The organism is Burkholderia sp. AW33-5 (genome assembly GCF_053427615.1).
This window is the reverse complement of record NZ_JBSAXA010000001.1, coordinates 473,482-489,567: the sequence shown is the minus strand read 5'-3', so window position 1 is coordinate 489,567 and position 16,086 is coordinate 473,482. Positions and strand designations below refer to the sequence as shown.

17 protein-coding genes are annotated in these 16,086 nt (G+C 67.0%); 5 read left to right on the top strand and 12 right to left on the bottom strand.

The features are described 5' to 3' along the window. Positions 1 to 21 precede the first annotated feature (21 nt). The 7 genes from ACV22V_RS02295 to ACV22V_RS02265 all read right to left on the bottom strand — a co-directional run bounded on the left by ACV22V_RS02295 (position 22) and on the right by ACV22V_RS02265 (position 4,619). Positions 22 to 489 (bottom strand): hypothetical protein, encoded by a 468-nt coding sequence (locus ACV22V_RS02295; protein WP_321848005.1) that lies wholly within the window; start codon positions 487 to 489, stop codon positions 22 to 24. Positions 490 to 557: 68 nt separating this feature from the next. Next, on the bottom strand, positions 558 to 695 hold the full coding sequence (locus tag ACV22V_RS02290) for an HHHH-motif protein (protein ID WP_167359252.1): 138 nt from the start codon (positions 693 to 695) through the stop codon (positions 558 to 560). Positions 696 to 964: 269 nt separating this feature from the next. Continuing rightward, complete coding sequence (locus tag ACV22V_RS02285; protein ID WP_448012880.1) at positions 965 to 1,399, bottom strand: cupin domain-containing protein; 435 nt, start codon at positions 1,397 to 1,399, stop codon at positions 965 to 967. A 70-nt stretch (positions 1,400 to 1,469) separates the two neighbouring features. After that, complete coding sequence (locus ACV22V_RS02280; protein WP_059511632.1) at positions 1,470 to 2,237, bottom strand: ABC transporter ATP-binding protein; 768 nt, start codon at positions 2,235 to 2,237, stop codon at positions 1,470 to 1,472. A 33-nt stretch (positions 2,238 to 2,270) separates the two neighbouring features. Beyond that, positions 2,271 to 2,984, bottom strand: a complete 714-nt coding sequence (locus ACV22V_RS02275; protein WP_059466623.1) for an ABC transporter permease — start codon at positions 2,982 to 2,984, stop codon at positions 2,271 to 2,273. Continuing rightward, positions 2,981 to 3,670 carry an ABC transporter permease gene (locus ACV22V_RS02270; RefSeq protein ID WP_059531818.1) on the bottom strand — a complete coding sequence of 230 codons (690 nt, stop codon included), beginning with the start codon at positions 3,668 to 3,670 and terminating at the stop codon, positions 2,981 to 2,983. The genes ACV22V_RS02275 and ACV22V_RS02270 overlap by 4 nt, the downstream gene beginning before the upstream one ends. A 175-nt stretch (positions 3,671 to 3,845) precedes the next feature. Then, complete coding sequence (locus tag ACV22V_RS02265; protein ID WP_059531821.1) at positions 3,846 to 4,619, bottom strand: ABC transporter substrate-binding protein; 774 nt, start codon at positions 4,617 to 4,619, stop codon at positions 3,846 to 3,848. 495 nt (positions 4,620 to 5,114) lie between these two features. On the opposite strand from ACV22V_RS02265, the gene hutC reads away from it, so the two are divergent. Further along, positions 5,115 to 5,810 (top strand): histidine utilization repressor, encoded by a 696-nt coding sequence (hutC, locus tag ACV22V_RS02260; RefSeq protein WP_059466626.1) that lies wholly within the window; start codon positions 5,115 to 5,117, stop codon positions 5,808 to 5,810. 16 nt (positions 5,811 to 5,826) lie between these two features. On the opposite strand, the gene ACV22V_RS02255 is transcribed toward hutC, so the two are convergent. Further along, positions 5,827 to 7,068 (bottom strand): glycosyltransferase, encoded by a 1,242-nt coding sequence (locus tag ACV22V_RS02255; protein WP_448012879.1) that lies wholly within the window; start codon positions 7,066 to 7,068, stop codon positions 5,827 to 5,829. A 94-nt stretch (positions 7,069 to 7,162) separates the two neighbouring features. Between ACV22V_RS02255 and ACV22V_RS02250 the strand changes: the two genes are divergently transcribed. Continuing rightward, positions 7,163 to 7,783: a TetR/AcrR family transcriptional regulator gene (locus tag ACV22V_RS02250; protein ID WP_448012878.1), complete on the top strand. Its 621-nt coding sequence runs from the start codon at positions 7,163 to 7,165 to the stop codon at positions 7,781 to 7,783. Between the two features lie 252 nt (positions 7,784 to 8,035). Beyond that, positions 8,036 to 8,389 (top strand): hypothetical protein, encoded by a 354-nt coding sequence (locus tag ACV22V_RS02245; RefSeq protein ID WP_059531827.1) that lies wholly within the window; start codon positions 8,036 to 8,038, stop codon positions 8,387 to 8,389. Positions 8,390 to 8,440: 51 nt separating this feature from the next. Here ACV22V_RS02245 and ACV22V_RS02240 read toward each other — a convergent pair whose 3' ends face one another. The 4 genes from ACV22V_RS02240 to ACV22V_RS02225 form a co-directional block, all read right to left on the bottom strand. Continuing rightward, the gene (locus tag ACV22V_RS02240; RefSeq protein ID WP_448012877.1) at positions 8,441 to 9,253 is read right to left on the bottom strand and encodes an alpha/beta fold hydrolase; all 813 of its coding nucleotides are present in this window, start codon (positions 9,251 to 9,253) and stop codon (positions 8,441 to 8,443) included. Between the two features lie 112 nt (positions 9,254 to 9,365). After that, on the bottom strand, positions 9,366 to 10,283 hold the full coding sequence (locus tag ACV22V_RS02235; protein WP_059448822.1) for a LysR family transcriptional regulator: 918 nt from the start codon (positions 10,281 to 10,283) through the stop codon (positions 9,366 to 9,368). Between the two features lie 239 nt (positions 10,284 to 10,522). Next, a complete protein-coding gene (locus ACV22V_RS02230) occupies positions 10,523 to 10,768 on the bottom strand; it encodes a DUF3717 domain-containing protein (protein ID WP_006761486.1) in 246 nt (81 codons plus the stop codon). 263 nt (positions 10,769 to 11,031) lie between these two features. Next, positions 11,032 to 12,567, bottom strand: coding sequence for an amino acid permease (locus tag ACV22V_RS02225; protein WP_059531830.1), 1,536 nt, complete (start codon positions 12,565 to 12,567; stop codon positions 11,032 to 11,034). Positions 12,568 to 13,165: 598 nt separating this feature from the next. Here ACV22V_RS02225 and ACV22V_RS02220 point away from each other — a divergent pair. Then, positions 13,166 to 14,698, top strand: coding sequence for a diguanylate cyclase (locus ACV22V_RS02220; protein ID WP_448012876.1), 1,533 nt, complete (start codon positions 13,166 to 13,168; stop codon positions 14,696 to 14,698). Positions 14,699 to 14,848: 150 nt separating this feature from the next. Further along, positions 14,849 to 15,919: an FUSC family protein gene (locus ACV22V_RS02215; RefSeq protein ID WP_448012875.1), complete on the top strand. Its 1,071-nt coding sequence runs from the start codon at positions 14,849 to 14,851 to the stop codon at positions 15,917 to 15,919. The last annotated feature ends 167 nt before the right edge of the window (positions 15,920 to 16,086 follow it).

Genomic DNA, 16,086 nt, shown 5'->3' with positions numbered 1-16,086 from the left:
CGCTCGCGCATGTCGTCGATATTACGAACAGGCCTTGCCGTGCGACGCGTGGTAGCCCTTCGCCTTCGCATCGGCTTCCGACATGTAGCTGCCGTGCTTCGTCTTGCCGTAGAACTTGTCGGTCGAGCAGTGGTAGACCTTCGTGCTGTCGTTGGCCCACACCTTGCCCGCGCCGCCGCCGGGCGCCGCTGCCGCGGTCGTCGCGGGCGCGCTCTTCGCCGGTGCGGCGGCCGATGCGGCGGAAGCGGAAGCCGCAGTCGCGGGAGCTGCGGCCGGTGCGCTGGCCGCGGCTGCCGACGATGCGCCGTACCACGTCTTCACGCCCTTGTGACCGGCGCATGCGCCCTTCTTCGACGCGCCCGAGTAGAACGAGCCATCCTTGCACAGCCCGGTCGTGCCGGCCGGCGCGCTGGCCGGAACCTGTGCGAACGCACCGATCGACATGCCCATGCCCGCGACGAGCGCGGCGATCAACATCGTCTTTTTCATAGTCCTCTCCTGATTTGCCTGAATGGGAAAAACGTCCCGACGCGATGCCGGGAATACCGCGCCACGGGTCAACGGACCCAGCGGCACACGCGGTGATGGTGGTGATCGAAATGGCACACGCGGTGCGAATGGGCTTCGGCCAGCGCCGGGACGAGAGCGGCGCACGCGACGGCCGTCACGGTCAGGATCTTCGCGATGCGGGTCATGACATTCTCCTGGGTAAGCCAGCCGGTGATCCGGCTGTTATCCCCTTAACGCCAGCCCCCGATGTGCCGTGCACCGCACCCGCATCGAATTGACGATCTTTGACGGCGTGTAACGAAACGTCACGCGAGGCTGACAAACGCCTGTCCGTCATTTCTAATTCCTTACATGGCGAACGCTTCGGATGTCGAATGACTGAAGGCCAATAAAAAACCGCCCGAAGGCGGTCTTTCCCAGGTACGTGGATGCCTCGCATGCGAAACGACGGCGGCTACGCGCCCGCGTCGCCCCACGGCGTCGGCGCAGGCACTTCGCACGGCCCGTCGACGTCGATCGACTTGAAATCGGCCGGCCCGACGATCTCCAGATACTCCATGTCGGGCGAATAGTCGAACAGGTAGTGCACGATTCCCGGTGCCTGGTGCACGCAGTCGCCGGCGTTCACCAGCGTCTCGCGCTCGCCGTACATGAAGCGCGCCCAGCCCTTCAGCATGATCACGATGTGGAACTCGGCCTCGTGACGGTGCCAGCCGGTGCCCGCCGTCGGTGCATGATTCGCCCTGACGAGTTGCGCGACGACCTTGCCGTTCGTCGCGGCCGCGATGCCGAGATCGCGATACAGGAAGAAGTCGCGCAGGCCTTCGCCTTGATACGCGGTGTCCTGCGGCCTCACGTGGGAAAACGCGGTAGGGGTCGGCGTGCTCATCGCGGCGCTCCTCGATCGAAAGAGTCATCCGGGACAAGCATTTAGCGTTCCAGGCCGCGGCAGCGTCCGCTTACTTGAGCCGCCCCGACAGGAACTGCCCGAGCCGCTCGCTCTTCGGATTGACGAGAATCTCCCGCGGATCGCCCTCTTCCTCGATCTTCCCCTGGTGCAGGAAGATCACGTGGTTCGACACGTTGCGCGCGAAGCCCATCTCGTGCGTGACGACGACCATCGTGCGGCCTTCCTCGGCGAGCTTCTGCATCACCTTCAGCACTTCGCCGACGAGTTCCGGGTCGAGCGCCGACGTCGGTTCGTCGAACAGCATCACCTCCGGTTCCATCGCGAGCGCACGCGCGATCGCGACGCGTTGCTGCTGGCCGCCCGACAGGTGCGACGGATACATGCCTTCGACGCGCGGCGCGAGGCCGACCTTCTCCAGATACTTGCGCGCCCGCGCGACGGCCTCTTCCTTGCCGATCCCGAGCACGGCCATCGGCGCCTCGATCACGTTCTCGAGCACCGTCATGTGCGCCCACAGGTTGAAGTGCTGGAACACCATCGACAGCTTCGTGCGCATGCGCTGCAACTGCTTCTGGTCGGCCACGCGCAGCGACCCGTTGCGGTCGCGCGTGGTCTCGATCGGCTCGCTGCCGATCGTGATCTGCCCCGAGCACGGCTGCTCGAGGAAGTTGATGCAGCGCAGGAACGTGCTCTTGCCGGAGCCGCTCGAGCCGATGATGCTGATCACGTCGCCGGCCTTCGCCTTCATCGACACGCCCTTCAACACCTCGTTGTCGCCGAATTTCTTGTGCAGGTTGTCAACGGTGAGCTTGTACATGCTTGGTCCTTCCTTGCGAATCTTGCGAATGCGTTAATGGCCGCGCGGCGACAGGTACGCGAGCCAGCGCGTCTCGAGCTTGCGGAACGCCCAGATGAGCGCGAACACGACGATGGCGTACAGCACGGCCGCGATGCCGTATGCCTGGAACGACATGTACGTGGCGGAGTTGACGTCGCGCGTGACCTTCAGGATGTCGGGTACGGTCGCGGTGAACGCGAGCGTCGTCGCGTGCAGCATCAGGATCACTTCGTTGCTGTAGCTCGGCAGCGAGCGGCGCAGCGCGGACGGCAGGATGATGCGCGTATAGAGCTTGAAGCGCGACATCCCGTAGGCCATCCCGGCCTCGATCTCGCCGGCCGACGTCGCCTTGATCGCGCCCGCGAAGATCTCGGTCGCATACGCGCATTCGTTCAGCACGAACGCGAGCAGCGTGCAGTTCATCGCGTTGCGGAAGAACGTGTCGAGCAGCACGTGGTTGTGCACGACCTGCAGGCTGTAGATGCCGGTGTAGCACATCAGCAGCTGCACGTAGAGCGGCGTGCCGCGGAACACGTACGTATAGAGCCACACGGGGCCGGAGATCCAGCGGTTCGACGACGCGCGCGCGATCGCGAGCGGCACGGCCAGCGCGAAGCCGAGCGCGATCGACACGACCAGCAGCCACAGCGTGATCGCGAGGCCGCTGAAGCGGTAGCCGTCGGTGTAGAGATAGCTTTGCCAGTATTGGCTGACGAGTTCGATCACAGTGCAAGCCTCCGGACGCCCGCGGAATAACGCTTCTCGAGGTGGTGCAGCACGACGTTCGACACCGTCGTGATCGCGAGGTAGATCGCGCCCGCCGCGAGCGTGAAGAAGAAGAAATCGAGCGTGCTCTTGCCGGCGTCCTGCGACGCCTTCACGACATCGGCGAGGCCGATGATCGATACCAGCGCCGTGGCCTTCACGAGCACCTGCCAGTTGTTGCCGATGCCCGGCAGCGCGAAGCGCATCATTTGCGGGAACAGGATCCGGTGGAACACGCGCCAGCCGCTCATTCCGTATGCGAAGCCCGCTTCGAGCTGGCCGCGCGGCACCGCGAGAAACGCGCCGCGGAACGTCTCGGTGAAGTACGCGCCGTAGATGAAGCCGAGCGTCACGACGCCGGCCACGAACGGGTCTATGTCGATCTGATCCCAGCCGAGCAGGTCGGTCGCGTCGTTCAGCAGGATCTGGATCCCGTAGAACAGCAGCAGCATCAGCACGAGATCGGGCACCGCGCGGATCAGCGTCGTGTAGAACGTGCCGACCGACTTCAGCGCGCGGTTGGTCGACAGTTTCGCGCCCGCGCCCGCGAGGCCCAGTATGAGCGACGCGGCGAGCGACAGCACCGCGAGCTTCACGGTCTCGACCGTGCCGGCCCACAACAGCGGGCCAAATCCTTGGAAGATCATATAAGGGATCCAGAACGAAGTGGCTGGATTGTCAATAGCCATTAACGGCGCATCAAACGATATCTGCGCACTACCTGATGCGACTTGCTCATCAAGCCGGACGCATCATGCGAAGCGGGTTGCACGCGCCAACCGACGCGGCGCGCGCCACAGCCGACGCGCGCCGCATGGACGATCAGCCGCCGTAGACGTCGAATGCGAAGTACTTCTTCTCGAGCTTCTTGTACGTGCCGTCCTTGATCATGTCGGCGATCGCATGGTCGATTTTCGCCTTCAGGTCGGCGTCGTCCTTGCGCATCCCGATGCCGGCGCCGTTGCCGAGCGTCTTCGGATCGTCGATGTCCTTGCCGGCGAATTCGAAGTTCGCGCCGCGCGGCGTCTTCAGGAAGCCGAGGTCGGCCTGCACCGCGTCCTGCAGCGCGGCGTCGAGGCGGCCGGACATCAGGTCCTGGTACACGCCGTCCTGGTTCTGGTAAGGCACGACCTGCACGCCCTTCGGCGCCCAGTAGGCCTTCGCGTAGGTCTCCTGAATCGTGCCCTGCTCGACGCCGACCGACTTGCCCTTCAGCGATTCGGCCGTCGGCTGCAGGTTCGCGCCTTTCTTCGCGACCAGGCGCGTCGGCGTGTTGAACAGCTTGTCGGAGAACGCGATCTGCTCGGCGCGCGCCGGCGTCATCGACATCGACGACAGCACGCCGTCGAACTTCTTCGCCTTCAGCGCCGGGATCATCCCGTCGAAGTCGTTCTCGATCCACACGCATTTCGCCTTCAGCCGTGCGCAGATCTCGTTGCCGAGATCGACGTCGAAGCCGACGACCTTGCCGCTTGCGTCCTTCGATTCGAACGGCGGATAGCTGGCGTCGACGCCGAACCGGATCGTCGACCAATCCTTGGCGTGGGCACCGACCGCGAGGCAGGCAAGGGCAATACTGAGCGCGAGTTTCTTCATGGCGTTCCTGTCTTAGGCGAACTGGGCACGGGTCCCGTCGGCGTCGCCGCCGCGAACCCTTCCAACCCGGGAGCCGCCCGTCTGTCGACTTCCGAAGTTGTACATACAACTTTGCCTTTTTCAGGTCACTGCCAGCAATCCGTGTTTATCTCTAATTGTCGGTTGATTGTTTCCATGAGCGAATTTCCCTTATATTTCAATTCGCTACAGATTACATGCAGATGAAATCCAGCTTTCTGTGCGGATTCCGTCCGTCGTCGGCGCGCCCACATTTGTCTATACTTTTTCGCCTGTCGCGCTCGCCGACGCGGCGACCAAGGTCCGTATGGCCCTCGCGGCCCCCTCGACCGGCGCGCCGGACGCAGGCCGGAATTACCCGAATCCCGGGCCCACAGTCGGGCCCGCACCGCGTCGAACCCGGTACACTCCGCCCGGACACCGCACGAAGGCCGGCCTGCGACGGCACGCGGCCGCCGTCTCTTGAACAGCAATGCAATGACCACACCGATCTATCAGGAAATCAAGGACTTCATCCTCGCGCGCATTCATGCGGGCGAGTGGGCGGAAGGCGACCAGGTGCCGTCGGAGAACGAGCTCGCGCGCGAATTCAACGTCGCGCGGATGACGGTCAACCGCGCGCTGCGCGAGCTGACGGCCGAACAGGTGCTCACGCGCACGCGCGGCTCGGGTACGTACGTCGCGTCGCCGAAATACGAATCGACGCTGGTCGCGATCCGCAGCATCTCGGATGAAGTCGCCGCGCGCGGCCATGCGTATCGTGCGCAGGTGCTGGAGGTCGGCGCGGCCGTCGCCGACGCGAAGCTCGCCGACGAGCTGCAGCTCGACACCGGCAGCCCGATCTTCCATTCGCGCGTGCTGCACTTCGAGAACGACACGCCCGTGCAGCTCGAGGAGCGCTGGGTCAACCCGGCTTGCGCGCCCGAATATGCGTTGCAGGACTTCACGACGACGACGCCGAACCAGTACCTGACGCGCGTCGCACCGCTGCAGCGGGTCGAATACCGGATCGAGGCCGCGATGCCCGACGCGGCAACGCGCCGCCACCTGACGACGGACGAACGCGAGCCGTGCCTGCTGCTGCATCGGCGCACGTGGTCGCAAGGGATGGTCGCGTCGGTGGCCAATCTGTGGCATCCGGGCAGCCGCTACCGGTTCACCGGGCATTTCTGACGCGGGGCGGACGCGTTCAGCGCACGCCGGGGCGCCCCCAGCGCTCGATCGCGCCGACCGCCAGCCGCACCCCGTCCTCCCTCGCGATCCGCGCACCGAGTTCGGCGGCACGCGCTTGCGTGTCGGCGCGTGCCGCGAACGCGATCGCGCGTGCGAGCGCCGCGGCGTCCACACGGCGCCCCGCCACCGGCCCATCGGCCACGCCGAGGCGTTGCAGCCGGCTCGCCCAGAAGAACTGATCGCCCGCGAACGGCACGACGACCGACGCAATCCCCGCCCGCGCGGCCGAATGCGTGGTACCCGATCCGCCGTGATGGATCGCCATCGATACATGCGGAAACAACCAGTCGTGCGGCGTCTCGCCGATCACGCACACGTGCGCCGGCAGCATCGACGCATCGATGCCGCTCCAGCCCGGATGGAACAGCGCGCGCCGGCCGTCGAGCGCCTGCAGCAGCGCATCGACCATCGCGGCCCGGTCGAACCCGGCCATGCTGCCGAAGCCGATATACACGGGTCGATCGCCCGCGTCGAGGAAGCTCGACAGCGCGGGCGGCGGCGTCCACGCCGGCGCGTCGACGCGCCACTGACCGCATGCCAGCACATGCGACGGCCAGTCGGCCGGATCGGCCAGCAGCGCGGGCGACACGCCGTACAGCATCGGATGATCGGTCCATACGCGCCGGCGCGGCGGCAGTCCGCACACGCTGGCGCGCGCCGCATTGGTCGCCTTCCTGAACGCATGCCACAGCAGCGCGTTCACGAACCTGTGGCTCGCGCGATTCAGCCAGCGCGGCACCTTGCCGGGCGGCAGAAACGGCGACGCGAACGCCGCGGTCGGCGTGATCGGGATCATCCCCGTGCCGATTGCCGGCACGCCGCGATACTCGGCGATCGACAGCCCGACGAACGACGCCAGCCCCGACACCAGGATCGCATCGCAACCGGCCGACGCGGCCGCGACTTCGCGCATCCACGCCGCCGTATTCGCATTCGCGATCGCGGCGAGCGCCTTCGACGTGTCGTTGAAACCGCCGCGCCCGCGCACCGCGTCGGACAACGCGCCATCCGGCGCGATCGCCGCGCGGATGTCGCCGGACAGCGGCGCGCAAGGCACGCCGAGCGCGGCGGCCGAACCGAGCGTCGCGGCGTCGGCCAGCAACCGGACCTCATGGCCGGCATCCAGCAGCGCGCGGCCGAGCGCCGCGAGCGGGCGCGTGTCGCCTTCGGTGCCGTAGGTGGCGATGACGAGCTTCATGCGTGGTTCCTCCTGCACGATGCAGGCGAGTGGATTCATAAAAATGCACGTCGTATACTAATGCAATTCGTGCACTTTAAGTCGATACCGAACCATGCCGACGACGACCGACGATCCGGGCCGCCGCGCACGCAAGCGCATCCAGATGCTCGCGCATCTCGCCGACACCGGCGCACGCCTGTTCGATGCGCACGGCTACGATGCCGTGACGATGGAACAGATCGCCGCGCAGGCCGATGTCGCGAAACGTACGCTGTACAACCACTTTCCGACGAAGGAGGCCGTGCTCGCGCACTGGCTCGAAGGCGAACTCGCGCGCGACCTCGCGCACCTGCAGCGTGACGTCGCGCGACGGCGGACCTTTGCGTCGCGGATCGCCTGCGTGCTCGACGCGTCGGCCGCATGGTGCGAGCAGCATCCGGTGTATCTGCTCGCATACCTGCGGCATCGGTTCCTGAGCATCGGCGTGGTGGAAGCGGACAGCGGGAAGGACGGCGGCGGCGACATCGCGCTCGTGTGGCAGCAACTGATCGCGGCCGGACAGCAGGCGGGCGAACTGAACCCCGCGCTGGCGGCCGACCAGCTCGCCACGTGGTTTCATCACCTCTATCTCGCGGCGATGCTGCGCTGGCTGACGGTGCCCGGGTTGTCGCTGAAGCGGGAATTCCGGTCGGTCGCGAAGCTGTTCGTCGAAGGCGCGCACGCGAAAGCGTGAGCGGCCGCGCAGGCGACGCCCGGTCAGGAACGTGCGTCCGCGTCGAACGCGCACCGCGCGCGACGGCCGTTGAGCGCATCGCATGATGCGGAGGGGTTTTTACAACGATCGCACGGACGGGATGCCAAATTTCCCGCGCAGCAGTATGCTGGTGCCGTACGACCGCGCACGATGCCTCGGGCAATCCCTTAGTCCGCACGTCGTCGCGCCGCCGTCGCGACCGCAATCATGCGTTGCAAGGAGGGCTTCTTGATGGCTACCACGCATCAGCACTTCCACCTCGAACTACGGCACGCCACCGCGCCGACGTATTTCATCAGCTACCTGTTTCCCGCCTTGCTGTTCGTCTACGAATTGCTGCGCGTCGGCCAATGGATCCGCGATCACGGGATGCAATTCGCCGCGTACAAGCAGATGGGTTACGAATATCTGCTGATGCTGCTGTTCGTCGGACTGCAGATCGTCGTCGAGGCGATCTTCCTGCTCGGTGCCGCGATGCGCCGCGACAATCGCGACTTCGAACACCGGCTGCCGAACGTGGTTCTCGGCATCGGCTGCTCGATCGCGATTCTCGCGATCGACCTCGCAATCCAGCTGTCGTTCTGAGCCCCGGCGGGCCCGGCCCGCCGGTCGCATCGCACGCCGGCGCGCTGGCGTTCAGGCGAGCGCGTCGCGCAGGAACGTCGCCACGGCCGCGAGAACGTCGTCGGTCCGCTCGCGATGCGGCATGTGTCCGCATCGATCGAGCAGCAGGAACGACGACGGCCCCGCGACGCGCGCGGCGATCCGTTTCGGATGCACGTCGGACCCGTATTCGTCCTGCTCGCCGTGAATCGCGAGCGTCGCGCAACGCACGCGCGGCAGGTCGTCGTCGAGACACCAGTCGCGAAACGCCGGCGACAGCCACGTATCGACCCACGCACGCAGCACCCATTCAGCCTTGTCGCCGTGATAACGCGCGAGCCGGTCGAGCTGGCCGGGCGCGTCGAACTGCTGCGCCGCCTCGCGAATGCCGTCGCGCGTGCGATCCTCGACGAACGCCTGCGCGGAGACCGTCACCAGTGCGCGGCAACGCGCCGGATACGCGGCCGCGCATCCGACGGCCATCCCGCCGCCGACGCTGTGCCCGAACGCCACGAACGCATCGATGCGGAACCGCTCGAGCAGCGCATGGAATCCGTGGTCGGCCTCGTCGCGCACGAACGTCATGCCGAGTTGCCCCGGATGACGATCGGACCGGCCGAAGCCCAGCCGGTCATATGCGATCACGTCGCGCCGCGTGGCGCGCGCGAGTTGCGCGGGGAAGTCGCGCCAAAGCTCGACGCAGCCGAGCGAATCGTGCAGCAGCACGATCGGCGCGGCCGGCGCAGGCGCGGCCGGTGCCTGCGCGGGCTCACAGCGCCAGCGCTTCGCGAAGAGCCGCCCTTGCGGCGTCTCGACCCAGGTCTCCTCGGTCACGATGTCAGTCATGTGTGTCGTCGTCTGCATGAAGGCGGCCGCACGCGGGCGGGCCGCATCGAATGCCGACGATGGTGGCCCGGCGACGCGCGCGGCGTCAAGCAAGCCCCCACCGCCCGCACGCTCATTCGGGCTGCGGCGGCAGATACTCCATCTGCGACTCGTCGTACAGCCGGTAGATCAGCGCCTGCATCGCGCGGATGTCCTCCGATTCGTCGAGCATCCGCATGCTCATGATGATCGGCGACACGAGGTTCGGATCGTCGAGCGGCTTGTAGCTGATGTCGTCGCGCTTCAGGCCGTACACGCTGTGCGGCACGACCGACACGCCCTCGCCCATCGCGACGAGTCCGAGCGCGATCTGCAGTTCGCGCGTCTCGTAGATCTTGCGCGGCTGCAACGCGCGATCGTGAAAGGCGGCGAGCACCTGGTCCGCGTAGCTCGGCCGCGGCGCCTTCGGGAAGATGATCAGCGTGTCGTTCACGAGATCGTGCAGCGACAGCACGGGCTTCGCGCCGTCGAGCACGTGACCGACCGGCAGCGCGACGATCATCCGCTCCTCGCGCAGCACGACGCGCCGCACGCTCGGGTCCTCGTGACGGATGCGCCCGAACCCGACGTCGATGCGCCCTTCCTTCAGCGCCTTGATCTGGTCCATCGTCGACATCTCGTGCAGGCTCAGCTCGACGGCCGGATATTCGCTGCGAAAGCGCCGGATGATCTTCGGCAACATCCCGTACAGCGTCGAGCCGACGAACCCGACCGACATGCTGCGCTCGATCTTGCCGACGCGCTTCGTCATCGATTCGAGTTCGGTGGTCTGCGCGAGCAGCTGCACCGCGTGCGAATAGAAGAACCGCCCCGCGTCGGTCAGCTTCAGCGGCCGCGCGTTGCGCTCGAACAGCGGCACGCCGAGCGCCTCCTCGAGCTGCTGGATCTGCCGGCTGAGCGGCGGCTGCGCGATGTGCAGGCGCTCGGCCGCGCGCGTGAAATTCCGCTCCTCGGCAACCGCGACGAAGTAGCGGAGGTGTCTCAACTCCATGTTCGATCCCTCCCGGACCGGCAACGGACGTTCATTCGGCCCCGCGCGCATGCGTGCCGCGCCGGTCGTCCCGTGATCGCCTGATCCCGATGCCATGACGATACCTCAGCCCGCGCCGATACCGGCGCGAGCAGCGCGGCGCCGCCCCGGCGTCCGGCACCGCGCAAAGCAAAACGGGAAGCCGTCAGGCTTCCCGTTGCTTCATCGACGCCGCGTCGCGGCGGCGTCTCGACCGCGCGTCACGCCTCGGTCGCGTACAGCGCATCGCGCTGCGCGTCGCTCAGCGAGTCGAGCGGCACGTCCGGCAGCCGATAGCAGATCATCGCGCCGTACAGCTCGGCCAGGCAGTTGCTGCCGGCGTCGAGCGCGTAGCCGTCCTCGCCGTCCGGCGCCGGCGGATACACTTCGCGCCACGCGTTGATCGCGGCTTCGATTCGCACGATGGAAACGGGTCCGGCCTTCCGCTCGGCGGGTGATGCGCTCATGGATTCCTCTGGGTTGCGCGCTCCGCAGGCCGTGCCGGCCGCGGCGGAGCGATGAAAACGCCGGGCGCCGCCGGCCGCCGCGACAGGCGCGCGCCGGATGCCCGATCCGCGCCGCGCTCGTCGCGCCGGCCGGGCCGTGGCCCGGTAGGGTCGGGCAATATAACCGGCTTTGACCCCGTGCAGGGAAAAGCGGACAAAAAAAACGGGAAGCGCGCGGCTTCCCGTTTCGTTGCGCCATCGCGCGGCCGCATGCCGCGCCGGCATCAGCCCACGGTTTCGCGGTTCTCCACGCGCTGCAGCTGCGCGCCGCGGTTCGCGGCGACCCACGGTGCGATCTCCATGTCCTCGTAGCGCACGAAGCGGCTCTTGTTCAGGAACCGGTAGCCGAGCCACACGACGAGGAACAGCGGAATGCCGACGTAGGTCGCGGCCACGCCCGCCCAGTCGATCCGGTTCGCGAGGAACGCCTGATAGTCCTGGCCGAGCGCGATCACGAGACACAGGACGAATGCAAACAGCGGACCGAACGGAAACCACTTCGACTGGTACGGCAGCTGGTCGAGCGCGTAGCCTTGCGTCACGTAGCCCTTGCGGAACCGGTAGTGGCTGATCGCGATGCCGAGCCACGCGATGAAACCCGTCATCCCCGACGTGTTCAGCAGCCACAGGTACACCGTCTTGTCGCCGTACAGCGACGTGAAGAAGCACAGCGCGCCGACGGCGGTCGTCGCATACAGCGCATTGCGCGGCACGCCGCCCGGCGACAGCTTCGCGAACAGCTTCGGCGCGCGGCCTTCCGTCGCGAGGTTGTAGAGCATCCGCGTCGACGCGTACATGCCCGAGTTGCCGGCCGACAGCACGGCCGTCAGGATCACCGCGTTCATCACGCCGGCCGCGAACGCGAGGCCCGCGTGGCGGAATACGAGCGTAAACGGGCTCACGCCGATGTCGGTCACGTCGCTCTTCAGCAGGTTCGGATCGGTATAGGGAATCAGCACGCCGATCACGAAGATCGCCAGCACGTAGAACAGCAGGATCCGCCAGAACACCTGACGCACCGCGCGCGGGATCGTCGTGCGCGGGTTCTCCGATTCGCCGGCCGCGACGCCGATCAGCTCGGTGCCCTGGAACGAGAAGCCCGCGATCATCGCGACGCCCATCAGCGCCGGCAGGCCGCCCGCGAACGGCGCGTCGCCGATCGTCAGGTTGCCCCAGCCGTTGCCCGGCGCGCCTTTCAGAATGCCGAAGATCATCAGCAGGCCGACGCCGATGAACGCGACCACGGTGACGACCTTGATCAGCGCGAACCAGTATTCGGCTTCGCCGAAGCCGCGCACGGTCAGCGCGTTGAGCAGGAACATCACGCCGAGGAACGCGGCGCTCCACCAGACGCCCGGCACGTCCGGGAACCAGTAGTGCATCACGAGCTGCGCGGCGACGAGTTCGACCGCGATCGTCACGGCCCAGTTGTACCAGTAGTTCCAGCCGAGCGCGAAGCCGAAGCCTTCGTCGACGTATTTCGCGCCGTAGGTCGCGAACGAGCCCGACACCGGCATGAACGCGGCCATTTCGCCGAGGCTCGTCATCAGGAAGTAGACCATCAGGCCGATCAGCATGTACGCGACCATCGCGCCGCCGGGGCCGGCCTGCGAGATCGACGCGCCGGACGCGACGAACAGGCCCGTGCCGATCGAGCCGCCGATGGCGATCATCGTCAGATGGCGCGCCTTCAGCGCGCGATGAAGCTTGGGTGGGTTCGCGGACGAACCGGGTTGGTCGGAATTCGGAAGTGCGGACATAAACGAGACGAACGTTGAGCGGGCCGGCATCCGGAGCCGGCGCATGCGGAATCGGGGCGCGGCGCGCCGCCTGCGGCGTTGCATTCGATGCGGCCCCGATACGCGTTGCGCGCCGGGCGCCTGCGGCGAAGCGCGGATTCTACCTGATTCGCCGCCCGGACAGCTGAGCGCCGGCCGCCCCGCCGCCGCATGCAGACGCAGCAGAATCAACAAGTTGGATGCGGCGCGGCGACGAGACGACGGCACGGCCGCGGGTGGCGCGGCACAGGTCGCGCCATTCGGTGGCCATCCGCGATGGCGCACCGTGCAATGCGTAATTGCGCCTGCGCAATCGTCGGATCCTGTATTAAACCGACAAATCGAACGGCATTCATCGCCAATAATCAGACAAAATATCGGCCACCCGTGAATTGATTCAAATCAGTTTGGGCACCTGGTTCACGGTAATGACATGTAATCGTTCCAAATCGTGAACGATGCATGCATGTTTTGCATCGCGCGACGAAATTCGGGAATTCGCGAGATAATCCCGATTAATGCGAATTAATCAGTGCGCGGAATCGTCGACGACGCAAATTTCCGCCCCCCGCTCCCTAGGATGAAGCCACACACGCCGCTCGCTGCGCTGCGCGGTCATACCGCGTCGGCCGTGGCACGCATTCTGTCGCCCCGCGGCGTGCTCGTCGCGGGCATCGTGCTGCTGCTGTTCAGCTGGGGGCTCTCGACGTCGCTTTTAATCGAGGCACGCCACGACGCATACGACCATGCGGTCGAAAATGCGCGCAACCTGATGCTGCTGATCGAGCGCGATATTTCCCGCAATATCGAACTGTATGATCTGTCGCTGCAAAACGTCGTCGACGGCCTCGCCGATCCGGAACTGATGGCATTGCCGCCGCACCAGCGTCACCGGCTGCTGTTCGACCGCGCTGCGAGCGGCGCGTATCTCGGCGCCATTTTCGTGATGGATCCGCACGGCAATATCGTGATCGATTCGGCCGCATCGCCGCCGCGGCAAGGCAATTTCGCCGACCGCGAATATTTCGCCGTGCATCGCGACCGGCTCGCGCAGGGCCTCTACATCAGCCGGCCCTATGCGTCCCGCCTGCGCGGCGGTGCGCTGACGATCGCGCTCAGCCGACGGATCACGCTGGCCGACGGCCGCTTCGGCGGGATCGTCGTCGGCACGCTCAGCATCGACTACTTCCGCGCGCTGCTCGACGGTCTCGCGGTCGGCAAGCACGGCAGCGCGGCGATCGTCGAGGACAACGGCGTGCTCGTATCCCGCCTGCCGTTCGATGCGCGCGTGGTCGGCCTCGACCTTCACGACTCCCCGCTCTTCATCGAGGCGCAGCGCAGGAGCGAAGGCGCGCTGACCGGCGTCGGCGCGATCGACGGCGTGCGGCGCATCTATGTTTACAAGCATCTCGCGAATCTGCCGCTGATCGTCGACGTCGCGCCCGCCGAGATCGACATCTACGCGTCGTGGCGCCATCGCACGATCTGGACCGCCGTGCTGATGGGCCTGTTTACCGTGTTCATCGCGTGGGGCTCGCTCGCGCTGTCGCGCGAACTCAGGCGCCGGCAGATCGCCGAGTCAAAGCTGTACCGGCTCGCGCACACCGATTCACTGACCGGGCTCGACAACCGCGGCACGTTCGACACGGTGCTCGCGAAGGAAGCGCAGCGCGCGTCGCGCAGCGGCCGCCCGCTGTCGGTGCTGTTCGTCGACGTCGATCATTTCAAGGCGTTCAACGACTATTACGGCCACCTCGCCGGCGACGACGTGCTGCGCCGCGTCGCGCAATCGGCGTCGCGCTGCCTGCGCCGCGACAGCGACCACGTCGCGCGCTACGGCGGCGAGGAATTCGTCGTCACGCTGCCCGACACCGATGCGCGGGGCGCGGCGACCGTCGCCGAAGGGATCCGCCGCGCGATCGCCGGGCTCGACATCGCGCACGACCGCAGCCCGTACGGGCACGTGACGGCGAGCATCGGCGCCGCGACCGCTACCGGCGGGCGCGTCAACGCCGCGACGCTGCTGCGGCAGGCCGACGAGGCGCTGTACCGCGCGAAGTCCGGCGGACGCAATCGCGTGTCGCACGCCGAGGCAAGCACGGCCGACGCGTGACGCCGCCGCCGGGGCACCCGCGCCGCGCCGCCGTGGACAGCCCGCGCGCGTTCGGCTAGCGTTACGTCAGCTGCGCGTGCGGCGCGGCGCCGGCCCGCGCTGGCCGCCCGCGCGTATTCCGGCCACCCCGCCGGCCACCCCCGCACCGTCATGACCGCCCAGCTCCCTGCCCGACTGCCGCCGCTCCTGCGCCACGCCCTCCGTCCCCTGCTGGACCCTTACCGCCGCTACCGGCACGCGAAGCTGATCCATGCGGCGCGCGTCGCGCTCGCGATCCTCGTGTCGATCGCGTTGTCCACCGGGCTGCGCGTGCCGCACGGCGAATGGTCGACGATCACCGTGCTGATCGTCGTCGGCGGGCTGCAGCACCACGGCAACATCCGCAAGAAGGCGGCCGAGCGCGCGCTCGGCACGTCGATCGGCGCGCTCGCGGGGCTCGGGCTGATCCTGCTCTACTCCGTCCTGCACGCGCCGCTCGCGATCTACCTGCTGATGGCGATCGCGTGCGGGGTCTGCGCCTATCACGCGATCGGCAAGGCCGGCTACATCGCGCTGCTGTCGGCGATCACGATGGTGATCGTCGCCGGGCACGGCGACAACGAGATCGTCGACGGCCTGTGGCGCGCGGTGAACGTGCTGGCCGGCATCGCGATCGCGCTGGCGTTCTCGTTCGCGCTGCCGCTCTACGCGACCTACTCGTGGCGCTACAAGCTCGCCGACGCGCTGCGCGCGTGCGCGGCCGTGCATACGCGCCTCGCGGGCGACCGCCACGTGAGCGACGACGCGCACCTGAAGGAAATGGCCGCGCTGAGCGCGCTGCTGGTGCAGCTGCGTTCGCTGATGCCGTCGGTGTCGAAGGAATGCGAGATCTCGGTCACGCACCTCGAGGCGATCCAGCGCAGCCTGCGCCTGTGCATCGGCTACCTGGAAATCCTGTCGAGCATGGTGCCGGCCCGCGACGACCTGGCTGCCCGCGAATACATGCGCAACGACATGAAGGCCGTGAACCGGCGCATCCGCGATACGCTCGTCGGCGCGAGCCGCGCGCTCAAGTTCGGCACGCCGAGCCGGCTCGCGGCTCGCCGCCGGCCGGCCGAGCCGCCGCACGACCTGCCTCCGCCGCAGTTGTCGGGCTACGTGTCGATCACGGCCAAGCTGGCCGGCGAAGTGGATCAGTTGCGCGAGAAACTGCTCGATACCGCGCAGGCGTGGAATATCTGAAGACCGGCGGATGGCGGGAAACGCCGGCAATACTTTCAAATATCTTTCATGAAGACGGACCGGCATCCTGTCGACGGCGACCGTGCCGGTCGGCCGATCCGGCCCCGGAAACCGGGCCTGCGCGCCGCCGCGTTTCCGCCGGTTTCGACAGCCGCCCGCGGCCGGTT

Excerpts from the sequence above, each read along its gene's own strand:
- ACV22V_RS02295 (WP_321848005.1), bottom strand. The coding sequence starts at position 489 with ATGAAAAAGACGATGTTGATCGCCGCGCTCGTCGCGGGCATGGGCATG.
- ACV22V_RS02290 (WP_167359252.1), bottom strand. The coding sequence starts at position 695 with ATGACCCGCATCGCGAAGATCCTGACCGTGACGGCCGTCGCGTGCGCC.
- ACV22V_RS02285 (WP_448012880.1), bottom strand. The coding sequence starts at position 1,399 with ATGAGCACGCCGACCCCTACCGCGTTTTCCCACGTGAGGCCGCAGGAC.
- ACV22V_RS02280 (WP_059511632.1), bottom strand. The coding sequence starts at position 2,237 with ATGTACAAGCTCACCGTTGACAACCTGCACAAGAAATTCGGCGACAAC.
- ACV22V_RS02270 (WP_059531818.1), bottom strand. The coding sequence starts at position 3,670 with ATGATCTTCCAAGGATTTGGCCCGCTGTTGTGGGCCGGCACGGTCGAG.
- ACV22V_RS02265 (WP_059531821.1), bottom strand. The coding sequence starts at position 4,619 with ATGAAGAAACTCGCGCTCAGTATTGCCCTTGCCTGCCTCGCGGTCGGT.
- hutC (WP_059466626.1), top strand. The coding sequence starts at position 5,115 with ATGACCACACCGATCTATCAGGAAATCAAGGACTTCATCCTCGCGCGC.
- ACV22V_RS02255 (WP_448012879.1), bottom strand. The coding sequence starts at position 7,068 with ATGAAGCTCGTCATCGCCACCTACGGCACCGAAGGCGACACGCGCCCG.
- ACV22V_RS02250 (WP_448012878.1), top strand. The coding sequence starts at position 7,163 with ATGCCGACGACGACCGACGATCCGGGCCGCCGCGCACGCAAGCGCATC.
- ACV22V_RS02245 (WP_059531827.1), top strand. The coding sequence starts at position 8,036 with ATGGCTACCACGCATCAGCACTTCCACCTCGAACTACGGCACGCCACC.
- ACV22V_RS02240 (WP_448012877.1), bottom strand. The coding sequence starts at position 9,253 with ATGACTGACATCGTGACCGAGGAGACCTGGGTCGAGACGCCGCAAGGG.
- ACV22V_RS02235 (WP_059448822.1), bottom strand. The coding sequence starts at position 10,283 with ATGGAGTTGAGACACCTCCGCTACTTCGTCGCGGTTGCCGAGGAGCGG.
- ACV22V_RS02230 (WP_006761486.1), bottom strand. The coding sequence starts at position 10,768 with ATGAGCGCATCACCCGCCGAGCGGAAGGCCGGACCCGTTTCCATCGTG.
- ACV22V_RS02225 (WP_059531830.1), bottom strand. The coding sequence starts at position 12,567 with ATGTCCGCACTTCCGAATTCCGACCAACCCGGTTCGTCCGCGAACCCA.
- ACV22V_RS02220 (WP_448012876.1), top strand. The coding sequence starts at position 13,166 with ATGAAGCCACACACGCCGCTCGCTGCGCTGCGCGGTCATACCGCGTCG.
- ACV22V_RS02215 (WP_448012875.1), top strand. The coding sequence starts at position 14,849 with ATGACCGCCCAGCTCCCTGCCCGACTGCCGCCGCTCCTGCGCCACGCC.